At 45.9% G+C, this 17,487-nt stretch carries 15 protein-coding genes; 1 reads left to right on the top strand and 14 read right to left on the bottom strand.

Features of this window, described 5'->3' with window-relative positions; genetic code table 11:
- Positions 1-17: 17 nt before the first annotated feature.
- The 12 genes from AC1VYS_RS06575 to AC1VYS_RS06520 form a co-directional block, all read right to left on the bottom strand.
- Entirely contained in the window at positions 18-1,163 is a 1,146-nt protein-coding gene (locus AC1VYS_RS06575) for a glycosyltransferase family 4 protein (RefSeq protein ID WP_482913543.1), read from the bottom strand.
- 35 nt (positions 1,164-1,198) lie between these two features.
- Positions 1,199-2,281, bottom strand: a complete 1,083-nt coding sequence (locus tag AC1VYS_RS06570) for a glycosyltransferase family 4 protein (RefSeq protein WP_482913542.1) — start codon at positions 2,279-2,281, stop codon at positions 1,199-1,201.
- Between the two features lies 1 nt (position 2,282).
- Positions 2,283-3,461: a glycosyltransferase gene (locus tag AC1VYS_RS06565; protein ID WP_482913541.1), complete on the bottom strand. Its 1,179-nt coding sequence runs from the start codon at positions 3,459-3,461 to the stop codon at positions 2,283-2,285.
- A complete protein-coding gene (locus AC1VYS_RS06560) occupies positions 3,458-4,765 on the bottom strand; it encodes a hypothetical protein (protein ID WP_482913540.1) in 1,308 nt (435 codons plus the stop codon). The genes AC1VYS_RS06565 and AC1VYS_RS06560 overlap by 4 nt, the downstream gene beginning before the upstream one ends.
- Before the next feature lie 9 nt (positions 4,766-4,774).
- Complete coding sequence (locus AC1VYS_RS06555) at positions 4,775-5,968, bottom strand: glycosyltransferase (protein ID WP_482913539.1); 1,194 nt, start codon at positions 5,966-5,968, stop codon at positions 4,775-4,777.
- Positions 5,969-6,016: 48 nt separating this feature from the next.
- Entirely contained in the window at positions 6,017-6,982 is a 966-nt protein-coding gene (locus AC1VYS_RS06550; RefSeq protein ID WP_482913538.1) for a UDP-glucuronic acid decarboxylase family protein, read from the bottom strand.
- Positions 6,983-7,014: 32 nt separating this feature from the next.
- Positions 7,015-7,683: a sugar transferase gene (locus AC1VYS_RS06545; RefSeq protein ID WP_482913537.1), complete on the bottom strand. Its 669-nt coding sequence runs from the start codon at positions 7,681-7,683 to the stop codon at positions 7,015-7,017.
- Entirely contained in the window at positions 7,680-8,588 is a 909-nt protein-coding gene (gene galU, locus AC1VYS_RS06540) for a UTP--glucose-1-phosphate uridylyltransferase GalU (RefSeq protein WP_482913536.1), read from the bottom strand. The genes AC1VYS_RS06545 and galU overlap by 4 nt, the downstream gene beginning before the upstream one ends.
- Before the next feature lie 231 nt (positions 8,589-8,819).
- Positions 8,820-9,503 (bottom strand): CpsD/CapB family tyrosine-protein kinase, encoded by a 684-nt coding sequence (locus AC1VYS_RS06535; RefSeq protein ID WP_482913535.1) that lies wholly within the window; start codon positions 9,501-9,503, stop codon positions 8,820-8,822.
- Positions 9,484-10,236, bottom strand: a complete 753-nt coding sequence (locus AC1VYS_RS06530) for a YveK family protein (RefSeq protein ID WP_482913534.1) — start codon at positions 10,234-10,236, stop codon at positions 9,484-9,486. Before AC1VYS_RS06530 ends, AC1VYS_RS06535 begins: the two co-directional genes overlap by 20 nt.
- A 65-nt stretch (positions 10,237-10,301) precedes the next feature.
- Positions 10,302-11,066 carry a tyrosine-protein phosphatase gene (locus AC1VYS_RS06525; protein ID WP_482913533.1) on the bottom strand — a complete coding sequence of 255 codons (765 nt, stop codon included), beginning with the start codon at positions 11,064-11,066 and terminating at the stop codon, positions 10,302-10,304.
- A 147-nt stretch (positions 11,067-11,213) separates the two neighbouring features.
- Positions 11,214-11,651 (bottom strand): hypothetical protein, encoded by a 438-nt coding sequence (locus tag AC1VYS_RS06520; protein ID WP_482913532.1) that lies wholly within the window; start codon positions 11,649-11,651, stop codon positions 11,214-11,216.
- 337 nt (positions 11,652-11,988) lie between these two features.
- Between AC1VYS_RS06520 and AC1VYS_RS06515 the strand changes: the two genes are divergently transcribed.
- Positions 11,989-12,357: a helix-turn-helix domain-containing protein gene (locus tag AC1VYS_RS06515; protein ID WP_482913531.1), complete on the top strand. Its 369-nt coding sequence runs from the start codon at positions 11,989-11,991 to the stop codon at positions 12,355-12,357.
- Between the two features lie 105 nt (positions 12,358-12,462).
- Here the strand turns inward: AC1VYS_RS06515 and AC1VYS_RS06510 are convergent, their stop codons facing one another.
- A complete protein-coding gene (locus tag AC1VYS_RS06510; RefSeq protein WP_482934489.1) occupies positions 12,463-12,594 on the bottom strand; it encodes a hypothetical protein in 132 nt (43 codons plus the stop codon).
- A gap of 241 nt (positions 12,595-12,835) precedes the next feature.
- Positions 12,836-17,434, bottom strand: coding sequence for a glutamate synthase large subunit (gene gltB, locus AC1VYS_RS06505; protein WP_482913529.1), 4,599 nt, complete (start codon positions 17,432-17,434; stop codon positions 12,836-12,838).
- Between the last annotated feature and the right edge of the window lie 53 nt (positions 17,435-17,487).

Genomic DNA, 17,487 nt, shown 5'->3' with positions numbered 1-17,487 from the left:
ATTGTGGAACCCGTCCATTAGGCCAATTGCTTCAACAACTGTCCGCGATGCGACCACAAACAATAGTTGACCACCCAGTCGTATCCGTTATCCCCCATCGCTCTGGCTAGCCCATCGTCGGTCATTAATTGTTCGATACGCGTAGCAATCTCCTGATCATCAACAGGGTCTACGAGATAACCGGTGATATTGTCCTTCACGGCGTCGGGAATACCGCCACTGTTGCCTGCAATGACAGGCAATCGATAATAGTTGGCTTCCAGGAATACAATCCCGAACCCTTCCACGTCACCCTTCTCCTTGATATCCCGGCTTGGCATAATGAAGAGATCCGCACATTCATATAATTGCTGAAGCTCATCGTCTGTAGTACGTCCTGTAAATACAACAACAGATTCGAGTCCGTACTGAGTTACCAGTCGTTCGAGTTCTCCCTTATACGGCCCATCTCCGCAGATAACATACTTCAGATCAGGAATATGCGTAATAACCTGACTCACGGCTTTCAGTGTGACATCATGACCTTTGCGTTCCACAAGTCGCGAGACGGTGATCATCACTTTTTTGCCATGCAGACCATACTTATCCCGTAAATTCCCCTGGCTCCCTGTATCCGCGTTTAGCTTGTTCACGTTAAGTCCCGGTGGAATAATGACAATCTGAGACTCCGAAATCCCCAGTTCAACCAGCTTCGACTTCGTATATTGGCTATTGGCAATCACCTTGTCCGCACGCTTCAGAATGAACAACAGCAGTGGGAATAAACGGCTATTAACCATCCCCATCACATCCAGGCCGTGAACATAAGGAAAGTATTTTACTCGAAAAAGGAATTTCATGAATGGACCGGCTAAGCCAACCGGAAAGATATTCACAAAATGAATCTCATCTGTTTTTTTGCGCCATTTCAACAGAATCAGTTGCATGACCAGAACAAGCTGCGAGAGAATCATCAGCCATTTATTCGAATCTGAAAAGATCCGTTTCCGAATAATTTCAAAATCATGCTTCTGGTCGAATTGCTCAGACTCTGCGGTATCATTTATTTTATTGGTCAGCACCGTTGTCTCTTCTGCTGGAATCTGTGATATCAGCCCGTAGGCATAATCATGAATCCCTCCCTTTTCAGGCGGGAAATCAATCGCAACAAACACTTTGTTCATAGCTTATCTCCCTCACAAGAATACATTTCGCATGCTTACACCGTGCTCATAATAATGTTTACTGTATCCTTGGCACATTTGTTCCAAGAGAAGAAGGCTGAGTGCTCTTTGCCCTGAATGGACATTCGCTGCCCAAGCTCCGGATCAGACATCATCTCTACCAGACGTGAAGCTGCTTCCTGCGGGTGATGAGGGTCAAAGTATAGCCCTGCTTCTCCGCATACTTCCGGGATCGAACCACGGGAAGACACGATAACCGGACAACCAAGCGCCATCGCCTCTAGTGGCGGTAAGCCAAACCCTTCGTACAAGGATGGGAAAATAAAGCCGGTGGCATGTTCGTAGAGCGCTTTTAACTCCTCATCCGTCACATACCCCACCCAATTCACACCTTCCGAATCGTTCACGGCATGATTGCTGAACACTTTACTGTTCTTGGAGCCCACGATGACAACACTCAAATTCTGTGCTTTCACCTCAGGTAAAATGTCCAAGATCAGCTTGAAGTTTTTGTAAGGATTCATTGTGCTGACGGCCAGTACATAGGGGGAGTTAATCCCATATTTCTCAAGTGTGCCTTGAGCCGCCTGCCTATGATGAATATGATCGATGCCCAGATGTGTCACGGATACTTTCTGCGCGGCAATTTTACAATGTTGGATCAGCTCGCCTTTGGAGAAGTTAGACACGGTAATGACCTTTTTCGATATCTTGCCTAAACGAACCGTTAAAAACTGATACCATGACCGAAACGCGAAGGAAAATGCCTTTGGATAACTGAATACAGAAGCATCATGGATCGTCACGACCTGATTGCGTTTGAATGCCGGGCCTGTGTTACACAGGTTAATCAGCAATCCTTTTTTCGCGTAAAATGGCAACTCAAGCTGTTCCCACACATGTCCTTTCAGCCTGCCAACAATCCGGTGCCGAATATGTTTCAGTTCAAGATGAGTAACCACATTCGCGGGCGAGAGCAGGCAAAACTCTACTTTCGTACCGTCTACTTCTCCAGCGTCAATCAAATTATCGATTTCCTTTACCAGTTCAATGGCATATCGTTGAACCCCGGTAACGGTCTGTGTCAGGAAACGGGCATTGATATAGATTGTATTCATGCTAATCTCCATTTCTCTTAGAAATTTCCAAACGGGAAGCCGGCTGAGCGGTTTGGAAGCTAACTTCTACATTTCTCGCTTCGTAATAGAGACTCACAAACTCCTCATTCATTCGATCCGAGCTGAACTTCTCTTTATACACCTGATGCCCCGCTTCACCCATGGTTGCCAGCGTTTCTTGATCGAGATGCATTAGAATCTCTCTCAACCCTTCGAGTCGTTCGAGTTCAAAGATGTAGCCATTCACGCCATGCGTCACCAGTTCTGGCAACGAGGAGCGATTGCTTGCGATGACAGGTTTGTGGTTCTTCATGGCCTCCAGCGCGACCAACGGTAGCCCTTCCCACCTGGAAGGCATAATTATTGCATCACATTGCTCGTAATAATGATCAATCTCTGCATTATTGACCCAACCTAACCGGATCATATTGTCCGTAAAGGTCCACTCATTTTTCTCCAACACGCTGTCTCCAATGATGTATAACTGAATATGCTGCTGCAGTTCGGGATACTGTCTGAATGCGTCCAGTAACAGATCCAGTCCTTTCTGCCGATCATACCTGCCCACAAAAAGAAGCCGAATCATGCGGGCATCTTCTTCCTCTTCCCCCTTTGTCATAATGGCTTGTCGCTGTTCTTCGTGACTTTGGCGCTTGTGGGACTTGCGGTCACGCAGACCACTGTAAACGAAACGGGATTTGGCAGAAGACATGCCCATACGAATGGACTGCTGCATCTCATATTTTGAAATGTTAACAATATAGTCCGTTTTGAACTCCATTATTTTCTCAATCATGAAATAAGCCTTTTTATGCAGGGGTTTGGTATCCATCAAAAAAGACCAGCCGTGTGAGCAATAAAATATACTCGCTTTGCGCGGTGTGAAAAAAAATAAGCCCCTTGCGAGCATACCCGCAAATGAGCTGTGAACGTGAATAATATCCGGCTCGATCCGCCGAATAGCTCGGTGAATCTGTCTCATGGCTGAGAAGAAGTATTTCGGGTGGCGTTTGTAACGGTAACGAATAATATGTTCTGGCTCCAGATCAAAATCTTTTGCCGAGTTATGATCACTCATCAATACATAAACTTCAAATCGGTCACGCTGGTAGGATACCAGCTCATTTAAATATGTGGCTACACCACCCACCACATATTCTCCGATGTGCAAAATCTTCATTTTCGCTCACCCGCTTTATATGGTATATCACCTGCATTACGATGCTGATATAGTGCCATGCCTATAAACATCCAGAAAAAAACGTTCGCAGGGAACAGCTCAAGAACATTGGTTGTCATACTGGCTGCGGCCACCCCTGCACCGAGGGCTATGGCCACCTGCGGAGGTTTGGAGCCTGCCGGATCAGTCGAGCCATTCATTCGTTTAGCCAGTGTGATCAAAAGCCACATGAATAACATCAAAAAATAGGCGAGCCCGATCCAACCCGTCTGTTCATACAGGGAAAAGTACTGGTTATCCACCGCAAAATTGCTGGAGTTCAGGCCCATCATATGCGTTCGCCGGCTGGCAGCACCAACCGAACCAATTCCGTTACCGATCATGCCATTCATCGTAAATGGCGAGGTCAGGCTGCTTCCCCATGTCTGTAATCGATCAAGCAGAGATGAACTGGAGAGCAGATTTTTGGATTGCAGCAATCTGCCTCCGAAAAATACAACTGCAGGCAGTGTCATAAATACAACTGCCAGAACTAACATATTCTTTTTGCTGTACTTCCGAATCTGAAATAAAAATAGAACAACCTGATATACAAACCAGAGTAACAGTGCCGACCGAATCGTAGATAAGAGCAAAAAGCCGATGGTGAGCAGCTGGATCATCAGGCGAAAACTGCGATGTTTCACTGCCATTCTGGTATGTTCCGCAATGATGCCTGTCATTAACAGCGCATACGCATAACCATCCGGTGAATACGTAATGGAAGATAAACGCGGCACACCTTCAAGGTAGTTTTTGATATTCACTCCGTATACGAATCCCATAGTGATTAACTTTTCTATACCCAGCGCATATTGGGCGCACCATCCTGCAATGAGCATAATAAAAATAACCAGATTGGTTCTGGCAAATGCGTACATACCCCCATGCTCAGCCATAAACATGCCTGTAAACAACATCACCAGCGGTAAAAGTGTAATTTTAATTCCATAGACTAATGTGACCACACTGGAACCCAGAAGGACATTTAACGATCCGAGCACGATGAGGGAGGCCAGTATAAACAGGAATAGATTCAGAAAATGAATCTGCTGGCGATATACCCTGGCAAGTGTATATACCGCAAGCAGCAACATGCCTGCATCCTTTAACGAACGAATCACAATGTTATCCACATAGATCGAAATCAAACCATAGATGGATAGATAGAGAAGTAAGAAGTGAATTAACATCATAATGACTGAAGAAGGCGCTTCAGACCTCGTTTGAACCAACGATGGCGACTTGACGTTCAGAGAAGTCATGTACATCTGCTAGCCTTCACCTCCAATTAACTTCTCGTAAATGATCGCATGCCTGGTGAGAAGATAATCTTCATTAAAGGATAAGCTGTGTTCGCAGCATTGCAGCATTAATTCATTCTTTTCAGCTTCAGATAAGGCATAGTAATGAAGGATTGCGTCACGGATCGCATCGGCACGATGAGCGGTAAAGGAGAAGATGTCCGCATCCAGCAAAATCTCGGGCATGCCTCCAACCTTGGAAGCGTAGACCGGCGTACCTGCTTGATACGATTCAATCACTACTCTGCCAAAAGGTTCATCCCATGTAGAAGGTACAATGGTAAGATCCATCTTTTTCATCTGGGAGGTGATGTCCTTTTTATCGATTTTGCCCACGAACACGATCCGGGGATCAGCCCCTGCAAGTTCTTGTAATGGTTGGAACAACGGGCCGTCCCCATGGATGTAAAGTTTCCCCACGATCTGCTGATCCAGCTCTTTGACCGCTTCGATCAGGTATTGAACACCTTTCACTTCGGTTAATTGTCCAAAATAGCCAATGTGCAAAGGTTGCTGATGACGAATCGTTTTACCCGGTTCTACTTGCTGGACCTGATTATCGCGCTCAACAATGTTATGAATGATATGTTTGGACGCATGCGCAAAAAATCCAAGGTCCGTATGCTTTTTAAGCACATGCTCGGATATGCCAATGACCGAAGAGACCCTGCGACTGTAGTGTTTGGAAATCTGTCTGTAGAACCTGGAATATGCCGTGATGGCAATAGGCTCAATTAATGAAAAATCGCGCAAGGTATGCACAACCGGAATATCCAGTTCAAATGCCGCTTTCCAGATGGCAAGGCTTAGTCCCGGAATATTCTGAGTGTGGATCAGGGCAGGACGTTTCATCATCAGATATTGTTTAATATGCTGGTACTGCTTCACATTAAAAATATCCTGGATACGCCATAACACTTTGTCAGAAGTGCTGGCCTGCCTTGCCGTATCACCGATCCAGTACCGATTGTTAAATGGTAGCCGCGAGATTTCAATCCCGTTCACTGTATCCGTCTGCATCCCGCCCTCTTTGTGTCCACCAACCGTAATGACTTTAACGTCATAACTGGACTCCAGCGTCTGGGCCAGAATTTGTGTCGATATCTCGGCCCCCCCAATAATATGGGGTGGATATAAACTGTGAGCAATCAATATGGTTTGCACGCATCTCAACTCGCTTTATTCAGCATCAGTCTCTTCAATTCAGTGTTATCAAGTTTCCTGTACCTGCAGCATCGATCGATAGTGCTCTATCGTACGTTTCAATCCCTCTTCCAAACCAATTTCGGGCTCCCAGTTTAATATTTCTCGTGCTTTATCAATCACCGGACGCCTAACCTTCGGATCATCTTCAGGTAATGGCAGGAATACAATCTCACTGTTCGATTGTGTAAGTTGTTTCACCAGATGGGCGACCTCAAGGATCGTGTATTCTTTAGGATTGCCGATATTGATAATCTCCCCCTCAGCCCGATCTTCTGCCATGAAGGCTTGTAACCCTCGGATGTTATCATCCACATAACAGAAGGATCGGGTCTGTGAACCATCCCCGTACACCGTAATATCCTGATCCGTCAGCGCCTGCGTTACAAAATTAGATATCACCCTGCCGTCATCATTGCGAAGCCCGGAAGAGTACGTATTAAAAATACGCGCAACTCTCACGGAAACACGTTGTTTCGTGTAGTATTCATAACAAAACACTTCGCCCAGCCGTTTGGCTTCATCATAACAGGCCCTTGGCCCCCACGTATTCACATTGCCTCGGTAACTCTCCGGCTGCGGATGAATCTCCGGATCCCCATAGGCCTCGCTTGTACTGGAATACAGAAACTTGGCTCCTTTGATCCGAGCCAGCTCCAGCATATGATAGGTTCCTTGCGTGTTCACCCAGATCGTACCGATCGCATCTGCTTGATAGAATTTAGGTGAAGCAGGCGAAGCCAGATGATAGACTTCGTGCACCTGCTGATCAACGAAAATATCCATTGTATCGGGACGTGTAACATCTGCTTCATGGAATACAAAGTGAGGGTTCTCCATAACCCCTGCCAGATTGTGAATCACACCTGTTGAAAGATTATCGATCCCTGTAACCCGATGGCCCTGGCCGATCAAAGATTGCACGAGATGAGAGCCCAGAAATCCGGCAGCACCTGTCACTACAACATGTTTCATTACATCACACTCCAAATTATGATCCAATATGGTCAAAAGGTATTGCTTTTAATCATTACGCCGATGGTTCTAAAAATGATGGTGATGTCCATTTTCATAGAGACATTCGAAATATAGTGGAAGTCATATTGCAGGTTATGGTGAATCGGCTCCTTACGAGCCTCGCTTACCTGCCACAATCCTGTAATTCCTGGTTTCACCAGAAAACGTCTGCGTTCCAGATCGGTATAACATTCCTCCACAATACGTTTCATCTCAGGTCTTGGGCCGATAAAACTCATATCGCCTTTGATAATGTTAAGCAGTTGCGGCAGTTCGTCCAGACTCGTCTTGCGCAGTATTCTACCTAGCCTTGTGATTCTTGGATCATTGCTGGTCGTTGGAGAAAGGCCATACTTCGGCGCATCTGTGCGCATCGTTCTGAATTTATAGATGTTAAATTTGACCCCGTTCTTCCCGTACCGTTCCTGCTTAAAGATGACAGGACCTTTGGAATCCAGTTTGATCAAAATAGCCGAAAGTAGCATGACCGGTAATGTGATCAGCAGCAGCAGAATGGCGATAACAAAATCAGCCAATGGCTTCATCACATCCGTATACCCGCCAACACGTTGTGAGTATGGCTGCTCAAGTACTGCGGCATTCCCCTCTTTAACCAAGGTTTCCCCACTCCCAAAGTATTCCGGTCCTGATATCTTCACAGACTATCCCCTCCAGCTACAAGGATTTGATTCATTTGTTCCTTCATTAGAATCTCTTCGATTGCCATCAGCACCGGTACACGCAACTCTTTATTTTTGAGTGCAAAATCTAAAGTGGTAAGGATGTACCCCAGTTTCTCCCCTACATCAAAACGGGAACCTTCAAAGTCATAGGCACTGATTCCTTGATCGATATTCAACTTTTGCAACGCATCTGTAAGCTGAATTTCGCCTCCTGCGCCTACATTTTGCTCTTCCAAATATTCAAAAATTTTCGGAGTCAAAATGTATCGTCCCATAATGGCTAGGTTAGATGGTGCCGAACCTAGTGGGGGCTTTTCAACCATACTCTTAACAGAAGATAAACGTCCTTCTGTGTGCAACGGATCAATAATCCCGTAGCGGGATGTATCACTTGGACTTACCGTTTTCACGCCAAGCACCGATTGCTCTACCTTTTCATACTGCTGGATGAGCTGTTTCAGGCATGGCACTTCCGACACGACAATATCATCGCCAAGCAGCACGGCAAAGGGTTCATTGCCGATGAAATTCCGGGCACACCAGACCGCATGCCCCAGTCCAAGGGCTTCCTTCTGTCTTATGTAATGAATATCCACGTTGGAGGACTTCCGGACTTCTTCCAGTAAACTGAGTTTACCTTTCTCCAGCAGGTTGTGCTCCAGTTCAAATGCACTGTCAAAATGATCTTCAATCGCACGTTTCCCTTTGCCCGTCACGATGATAATATCTTCGATCCCTGAAGCAACCGCCTCTTCAACGATATACTGGATAGTTGGTTTGTCCACAATAGGGAGCATTTCTTTAGGCATTGCCTTTGTAGCAGGTAAAAATCGGGTTCCCAATCCAGCAGCAGGGATAATCGCTTTTCTCACCTTTGTCATAGATATCACCCTATCCATTTAGTTTTTTTATATAAAATCAAAACCATGAAAACATGAAACATATCGTTCATAAATAGGGCATTGAACCCCTCCTCACGTCACACCCTTGACGATACACGTCTAAGGTACACTACCCACAGTGTGACCGAGTGCCTACCTTGATAGAGGTATAGTAGACATGACCTTTAATGATGATCTAAAAATTGAACTTCGACTGTTCAAATTCACTGCCTATCCTTTTTCCCCATAACTGTTATTGCGGCTTTTGGGCACCTGCACATTGTTCAGCACCGCGCCCAGAATACGTGCGTTCACATGTTCAAGATGAGCTTTCGCCTTTTTGACCAGATCCTTCTTCACTTTGCCTGCATTCACCACAAGAATGACACCATCACACAACGAACTGATAATTAAAGCATCTGTCACGGTCAGAACAGGTGGTGTATCGAACAAAATAACATCATATGTTTCCTTCAAATCCTCAAGCAGTGCTGTCATCTTGCGTGAACCGATCATCTCCGAGGGATTAGGAGGAATAGGGCCGGAAGACAAGACATGTAAACCTTCCACCCCGGTTTCTCGGAGCACTTCCGTTACTTGGTATTGACTCGACAATACACTGGTCAACCCCACATGGTTGGGCACGTTAAACATCAGATGTACTGCCGGTTTACGTAAATCCGTATCCATCAGCAGAACCTTTTTCCCTTCTTGCGCATAAGTAACTGCCAAATTGCCTATCGTCGTGGTCTTCCCTTCACCTGATGATGCCGAGGCAATCATGATCGTTTGAATCTGACTGTCTATGGATGAAAACTGAATATTGGTTCTTAGCTTTCGATAAGCTTCCGAGGAAGTAGATCTGGGATTAGCCATCGTTACCAGGCCAACTCGTTCATTGGTTAATCGTGACATACTGTCCATCACCTACCTGTTTTTGAGATATGGATGAATGTTTGGATACACGTGTCTCATCTTTTCTAATCTTGGAGATGACAGCAAGCGCAGGAAGATTTAATTCTTTTTCCAATTCATCTTCCGTTTTCAACGTGTCGTCCAAATATTCCAGCAGGAATACAAAGCCTACTGCCAGCAATAGTCCAACAATAAAACTAATCAAAATATTGATGATGGGATTGACGTTAACAGGTTTAGAGGAATCCGTAGGTTTCGCTTCACTCAGGATTGTTACGTTGTCTACTTTCATAATTACGGGGATTTGGGATTTAAACACTTTCGCAACTGCATTTACGGTTTTCGCTGCTTTTTCGGAAGATAGCCCCGTTGCCGTCAGACTCATAACTTGGGACTCATTTGCAGTAGATACTCGAATGCTCTGCCCTAATTGATTACCGGTCATGCCAAGATCGGGGTATGTGGTTGCTACTTTATCGAGGATTGCAGAAGATTTAATAATCTCCATATAAGAGTTGATTACTTTGATGTTCGTCTGAATGGTACCGATATCCAGGCTCGGAACGCCTTGGGCATTATATGCCTGGTTGACGATTAATTTGGCACTCGCTTCATAGATCGGGACAGTAAAAAAGTAGTTTTTGACACCTGCACCAATACAAGCTACAGCAACGAAGGCAACAATGATCCAGATGCGTTTTCGTAAAATGTGTATATACTCTTTGAGATCCATCCTATATTCCTCCCATTCAAGTCAACCATGATATGTAACCATGTATTCAGTACATCGACTGTCGCTCACCAGAACAAAAAGCTGCGCTTTTTCTTTGCCGGCATTTCAGCCGAAATACGTTGATTATTCCATATGGATCGTGCATTATCTTGAAAATACTGAATATATCCATAACCAAAACGTCTTTCAAGCATCGGGTATACAACGTCCAGCTTGAATGTGCGACGCTGCGTATCATGTGCATCTGATGAAATGAAATGAAACCCGTTTTCTTTGCAAAAATGAAAACACCATTTCTGAACTTTTCGTCCGAAAAGCCCAGTGAATGACCCCGCCGTGAGTTGGCATAGTCCGCCTTGAATCAAATAATCAGACAACAGCAACGGCTTTTTCAAAATAACAAGGTTACGTTCCGGATGAGCGATAATAGGGGTAATTCCCGAGATTCGCAGTTCGTGCAGTATTCCGGGGAACTGTGAGGGAATATGACCAAAGGGCAGCTCCAGCAACATATAACGACTACCGGCAAGTGTGGAGCACTTTCCTGCATACAAGTCTTCAATCAGCCCATCGTGCACTCTGATCTCCTGACCGGGATCAATCTGCAAACGGATGTTTCGTTTGGCAAGCTCGGCACGAAGCATATGAACAGCCTGATTGACTACCTTTGGTTCATTGTTGTAATATCCGTTCAGGTGATGCGGAGTTGCAATAATGGAGGTAATTCCTGAAGCTACTGCCTTCTCAGCCATTGCAACGGACTGCTCCATTTGAACAGGACCATCATCCAGACCGAATAAAATGTGGCAGTGCATTTCAACGATATCCAAACTACCAGAAATAGTATGCTCCTCCTCGCTCCTTTATTCATTGCGTAAATGCTTTTGGTGTTAAAGAACTAATGCATAACGCTACGAAATATAGTAAAATGGCGTTAAGTACATGCTCGTTCAGAGAATATTCAGATTTAACCTAGTTTATATGGTAAAATCAATGTAACGATAAGGCTTTGGCTGAGGAACGGGATCTGTTGTCTTCCCATATGTAGAACGGGAAACTACCTCAAATTCAACTTCAGTAAGCATTCTGTTTAATTGTCCTGTTATATATAGTGTCTGCTCTTTCTGAATATGCAATTTTGAATGATACAATATCAACTCTCCAAAGGGCTGCTTCCATTGCAGCTTGGCATGAAGCCTGACGCACACACGGCTGTCTTCTACATCTAAACCTATTAGCATTTCCGATAATACGGGTAAGTTCAGGTCGCTCAGGAAAGTGATCGCTTGTGTATCCATACCAAGTAACAGGACGGGACGTCTTTTGCGGTCTGCCATTTTCCCATGAAACTCCTGAATGTACATATGGACATTTGGTTTAAGATCGGCCCATTCCTGAACCATTTTTGAGTTCATGCTTTCATTCCTTTAGAATGGATTCGCCATCGCGGTTGACACTCGTTTACTTTTGACAGGTATAACGCTCAATCCACGTGGAAATACTTAAAATACTAATAATGATACATTTTGTAACTCCATACGTTCAATTTACGATACAAAACGTATCATGTCAAGCAGTATTTGGACATGGTTCTTTTGATTTACGACAATATGAGCTGTCCTTAGACAGACCTATTTAAATAGTATCTGAGACGAATGAGGCGTAGTACATTTGCAGGAAAGCTTGCCCTGATCAAAAACTTGGCTCAGGATTGTTTCAATATATATGATGGTGTTCAGGGGGAAATAGCTTATGAGCTACGGAAATCGCATTGCTGAATTAAGAGAACAGCGGGGACTTACTCAAGAAGAACTTGCGACCTCCATTCATATTACCAGAGCGGCTCTCTCCCACTATGAGAAAAACCGGCGCAAACCGGATTTCGAGGTATTAACTCGGCTCGCCGACATCTTTGATGTGTCCATTGATTATTTGATTGGACGTACGAAGCAAAGTGATATGGTTATGGATGAAGACGTGCGTGAATTCGTGGATACGCTTGAATTGTCAGATAAGGAAGTGTTAGAGCGTTTTGATCTGATGATCGACGGTAAACCTCTAACAGAGGAAGAAGCGCGCCGTTTTATCGCTTTTGTACGAATGGAACGCAGTATGGATTAATCAGGCTATACCCGAGAAGAAAACCCAGTTTCCGAGTACTTCCACTCCGGTTTCTGGGCCTTTTTGTGTATCTTGAATTCCCTCCACTCGTTGGTGTGCTCTGAATCAAGAACGCTTGCTGTTGGAGGAAACGAAATGCTTCAAACGCTCCGGGTCGATTCCACATTGCAGTAAAACTTTCATGATGTCCATCTGGGTTGCTTCGACTGGTTTACCTGTCGGCTTAGAATCGCCCATGTTTGGATGCTTCATCTTCATTCCGCTAACCTCTCTTATCGTTATACTTACTCTGCACTCCAAAAACTAAACCTAATTATACGTTAGAACGTTCCTCGATGTTGTCGTCTCATGGCGATAACGTTTTTTGAGCGGGTTCTAATTTTGTCGAAAGCAAAAAGGAGCCGTATGACGCCGCTCTGGCGGCCATATGGCTCCTTTTATTTAATGCTTTTCTTTTATAAAGAGAACGAACGGAATATTAACCTCCGGTACGCGCAAGCTCACGCATATTGGCTTCGAATGCAGCCAGCAAGGCGGCTTCACCTGTCAGACCTGTTGCCTGTACACGCTCGATCTGTTCCGTCATACGTTTGAAATCCTTCGGAATGACACGAACAAATTGATTCAGGGAATCCTGCCATGTATCCAGGATACGCTGACCTGCCTCACTTCCAGTGAGTGCCACATGACGTTGAATCATGCCACGTAGATCTGCACTTTCGGCAGTATCTTCTACACGCTCCAAAAGAACCATTTCCAGATTGCAGCGTTGCAGGAATGTGCCTTTTGGATCGTAAACATAGGCAATTCCTCCTGACATTCCTGCTGCAAAGTTACGACCTGTATCGCCGAGTACTACGACACGCCCGCCTGTCATATATTCACAGCCATGATCGCCTACACCTTCAACAACCACTTTGGCTCCGGAGTTACGTACAGCGAAACGTTCACCGGCAATACCGCGGATATACGCTTCCCCACTAGTCGCCCCATATAAAGCAGTGTTTCCGATAATAATGTTATTCTCCGCTTCAAATGTCGCTTTTGGTGAAGGCATAACAATCAGCTTTCCTCCTGACAACCCTTTACCTACGTAGTCATTAGAGTCGCCTTCAACCGTGAGGGTCATGCCTTTTGGTACAAAAGCACCAAAGCTTTGTCCAGCGGAGCCGACAAATTTAAATTTAACCGTATCCTCAGGCAAACCAGCAAGACCATACTTACGTGTAATCTCACTACCCAGGATGGTACCCACTGCACGGTTCACATTGGTGATTGGCAGAACTGCTTCTACAGGTTGACCGGATTCAATAGCTGGCTGTGCGAGTGGCACGAGTTGTTGCATATCCAGCGTTTCTTCCAGTTGGTGATTCTGATGCTGTGTACGGTAACGTGCAGCGCCTTCTGGCATTTCAGGCACATGTAGCAATACCGACAGATCCACACCTTTTTTCTTCCAGTGATCCACAGCTTCTACCGTTTCGAGGCAATCTGTACGTCCTACCATTTCCTGAATGGTACGGAATCCAAGATCAGCCATAATCTCACGCATGTCTTCAGCGACAAAACGCATGAAGTTCACGACATGTTCAGGGTCTCCCATGTAGTTCTTACGCAGTTCCGGATTTTGTGTTGCCACACCAACTGGACAAGTATCCATTTGGCAGACACGCATCATGATACAGCCCAGTGCAACGAGTGGTGCAGTAGAGAAACCATACTCTTCCGCTCCAAGCAACGCAGCAATCGCCAGGTCACGCCCGTTCAGCATTTTACCATCCGTCTCAAGAACAACACGATCACGCAGATTGTTCAGCATCAACGTTTGATGTGTCTCTGCAAGTCCAAGCTCCCATGGCATACCCGCATGACGGATGGAGCCTTGAGGAGATGCACCCGTACCACCATCATATCCACTAACCAGGATAATGTCCGCACGACCTTTAGCTACACCTGCAGCAATCGTTCCGACACCCACTTCAGATACCAGCTTCACGTTAATTTCGGCACGCGGATTAGCATTTTTCAAGTCATAGATCAACTCAGCCAAGTCCTCAATCGAATAGATATCGTGATGCGGTGGCGGTGAGATCAGACCTACACCTGGTGTAGAACCACGAACTTCGGCTACCCAAGGATATACTTTCCGGCCTGGCAGCTGTCCGCCTTCACCTGGTTTAGCCCCTTGTGCCATTTTGATCTGAATCTCGTCAGCATTGACCAGATAGTTGGAAGTTACACCAAAACGTCCGGATGCCACCTGTTTGATCGCACTACGACGGGAATCACCATTGCTATCTTTTACAAAACGCGCTGGATCTTCTCCACCTTCACCTGTGTTGGATTTCCCCCCCACACGGTTCATGGCAATTGCCATATCTTCGTGAGCTTCTTTGCTGATGGAACCAAAGGACATCGCACCGGTTTTGAATCGACGCATGATGTTTTCTACCGATTCCACTTCTTCCAGCGGAATGGATGCTCCGACCGGTTTCAGCTTCAGCATGGAGCGAATCGTGAGCAATTGATCATTCTCACCCTGTACGAGTTTGGAATACTTTTTGTACAGCTTGTAGTCGCCCGTACGTACAGCATGTTGCAACGTGTGGATTGTTTGCGGGTTGAACAAATGCTCTTCCCCGTCATTACGCCATTGGTATTCACCGCCGGAATCCAGCACTTTATCATTGCCGTCTTTATCCGTGAAGGCACGGTTGTGATGTGTTAACGCTTCTGCTGCTACTTCCTCCAGACCGATACCACCGATTCGTGAAGGTGTCCAAGTGAAGTAACGATCAACGAAGTCTGATTTCAGACCCACTGCTTCGAAAATTTGAGCACCGCGATACGATTGGATCGTCGAGATACCCATTTTGGACAATATTTTAATAACGCCTTTAGTTGCGGCTTTAATGTAGTTTTTAACAGCTTTCTCATGGGAAATGCCGCGCAACAAACCTTGCTGAATCATGTCATCCAACGTTTCAAATGCCAGATAAGGGTTAACTGCACTTACGCCATAACCCAGAAGTAGCGCATAGTGGTGAATATCACGCGGTTCTCCCGATTCAAGCAAAATGCTGACTTTTGTTCTAGTACCCTGACGAATCAGATGGTGATGCAGACCTGCAACAGCCAGCAACGCCGGGATCGCAGCGTTCTCTGCATCCACACCGCGGTCAGACAGGATCAGAATGTTATGTCCTTTGTCAATGACACGGTCAGCCGCTTCAAAGAGCAAGTCCATCGCTTTACGCAACCCTTCCGCTCCTTCCGCAGCAGTGAAGAAGATCGGAATCGTCATGGAGCGGAAGCCCGGACGACGAACGTGGCGGATTTTCGCAAAGTCTTCATTAGACAATACCGGTGTATCCAGACGGATCTGGCGACAGCTCTCCGGTTCAGGGTTAAGCAAGTTACGCTCCGGACCAATCGTTGTCGCTGTCGATGTAACAATCTCTTCACGGATCGCATCAATCGGCGGATTGGTTACCTGTGCAAACATCTGTTTAAAGTAGTTATACAGGCGTTGCGGACGATCGGACAGAACAGCCAGCGGTGCATCATAACCCATGGAACCTGTAGCTTCCATTCCTGTAGATGCCATCGGCTCCAGCACTTTGCGCAATTCTTCAAATGTGTATCCGTAAGCCAGCTGAAGCTGTGTTACATTGTCATGTTTAGGATCTGGAAGTTCCGGTGCTTCCGGCAGCTCGTTCAGATCCATCAAATGCTCCTCAAGCCACTCCTCGTAAGGGTTCTCCGCTGCGATAATCGCTTTGACTTCTTCATCGGAGATAATACGACCCTCTTGAGTATCTACGAGCAACATCCGTCCTGGACGCAAACGATCCTTGTACAGAATGTCTTCCGGGGCGATATCCAGAACACCAACTTCGGAAGAAAGGATGATTCGGTCATCCTTGGTTACGTAATAACGAGCAGGACGCAAACCGTTACGGTCAAGGGTAGCACCGATCTGCAAGCCGTCCGTAAATGCCATTGCAGCCGGACCATCCCACGGCTCCATCATCGTGCTGTGGTATTCATAGAAAGCTTTTTTCGCAGGGTCCATGCCTTCATCTGTGCTCCAAGGCTCCGGAACCATCATCATTGCCACGTGTGGCAGGGAGCGTCCGCTCAGATACAGGAACTCCAGCGTGTTATCAAACATCGCTGTATCCGAACCGTCTGGATTGATTACTGGTTTAACTTTGGCAATATCGTTTCCAAACAGTTCACTTTCGAACAAGGACTGACGCGCGTGCATCCAGTTTACGTTACCACGCATCGTGTTGATCTCACCGTTGTGGATCATGAAACGATACGGGTGAGCACGTTCCCAGCTCGGGAAGGTGTTCGTACTGAAACGGGAGTGTACGAGTGCAATCGCTGATTCAACCAGTTCTTCCTGCAAATCCAGATAGAATTTACCCACCTGCTCGGTTGTCAACATGCCTTTGTAGACCACTTTACGGCAAGACAAGCTCGGCAGGTAGAAGGATTCTCCTTCCGCCTCGTCTGCGGAATAACGGATAGCCAGTTCAGCACGTCTGCGAATAACATACAATTTGCGCTCAAATGCAAGCTCATCTTTCACTTCATCCGCTCTTCCGATAAACACCTGACGTACGTAAGGCTTCGCTGCCAGTGCAGAACGGCCCAGCATCTCATCATACGTAGGTACATCGCGGAAGCCCAGGAAGGTCTGTCCTTCTTCTTCAATAATCTTCTTCAGGCTCTCTTCATGCGCAGTACGAACTGCCGGATCATGAGACAGGAACAACATGCCTACGCCATAGAATCCCTGTTCAGGCAATGCAAAACCGAGTCGGTCTGCTTCACTAGCAAAATAACGATGTGGAATCTGAATCAGGATCCCTGCTCCGTCACCGGAATTCGGTTCACTTCCTTGACCCCCACGGTGCTCCATGTTACTGAGCATGGTCAGTGCCTGACTAACGATATCGTGTGAAGGTACTCCTTTGATGTTGGCAACAAAACCCATACCACATGCATCTTTTTCGAATTGTGGGTCATACAGACCTTGTTTTGGAGGTAATCCGATGTGTCTCATGGAACGCAACCTTTCTATAATGAAGTATTTCGGAAAGATCAAGAACATAACAA

The sequence above is a fragment of the Paenibacillus sp. G34 genome, assembly GCF_056856875.1.
This window is presented reverse-complemented; position numbering and strand designations above follow the sequence as displayed.

Bases quoted from the DNA above. Each gene is read 5' to 3' on its own strand.
- gltB (WP_482913529.1), bottom strand. From the start codon at position 17,434: ATGAGACACATCGGATTACCTCCAAAACAAGGTCTGTATGACCCACAA.
- AC1VYS_RS06550 (WP_482913538.1), bottom strand. From the start codon at position 6,982: ATGAAACATGTTGTAGTGACAGGTGCTGCCGGATTTCTGGGCTCTCAT.
- galU (WP_482913536.1), bottom strand. From the start codon at position 8,588: ATGACAAAGGTGAGAAAAGCGATTATCCCTGCTGCTGGATTGGGAACC.
- AC1VYS_RS06560 (WP_482913540.1), bottom strand. From the start codon at position 4,765: ATGACTTCTCTGAACGTCAAGTCGCCATCGTTGGTTCAAACGAGGTCT.
- AC1VYS_RS06570 (WP_482913542.1), bottom strand. From the start codon at position 2,281: ATGAATACAATCTATATCAATGCCCGTTTCCTGACACAGACCGTTACC.
- AC1VYS_RS06510 (WP_482934489.1), bottom strand. From the start codon at position 12,594: ATGGGCGATTCTAAGCCGACAGGTAAACCAGTCGAAGCAACCCAGATG.
- AC1VYS_RS06530 (WP_482913534.1), bottom strand. From the start codon at position 10,236: ATGGATCTCAAAGAGTATATACACATTTTACGAAAACGCATCTGGATC.
- AC1VYS_RS06565 (WP_482913541.1), bottom strand. From the start codon at position 3,461: ATGAAGATTTTGCACATCGGAGAATATGTGGTGGGTGGTGTAGCCACA.
- AC1VYS_RS06575 (WP_482913543.1), bottom strand. From the start codon at position 1,163: ATGAACAAAGTGTTTGTTGCGATTGATTTCCCGCCTGAAAAGGGAGGG.
- AC1VYS_RS06515 (WP_482913531.1), top strand. From the start codon at position 11,989: ATGAGCTACGGAAATCGCATTGCTGAATTAAGAGAACAGCGGGGACTT.
- AC1VYS_RS06520 (WP_482913532.1), bottom strand. From the start codon at position 11,651: ATGAACTCAAAAATGGTTCAGGAATGGGCCGATCTTAAACCAAATGTC.
- AC1VYS_RS06535 (WP_482913535.1), bottom strand. From the start codon at position 9,503: ATGTCACGATTAACCAATGAACGAGTTGGCCTGGTAACGATGGCTAAT.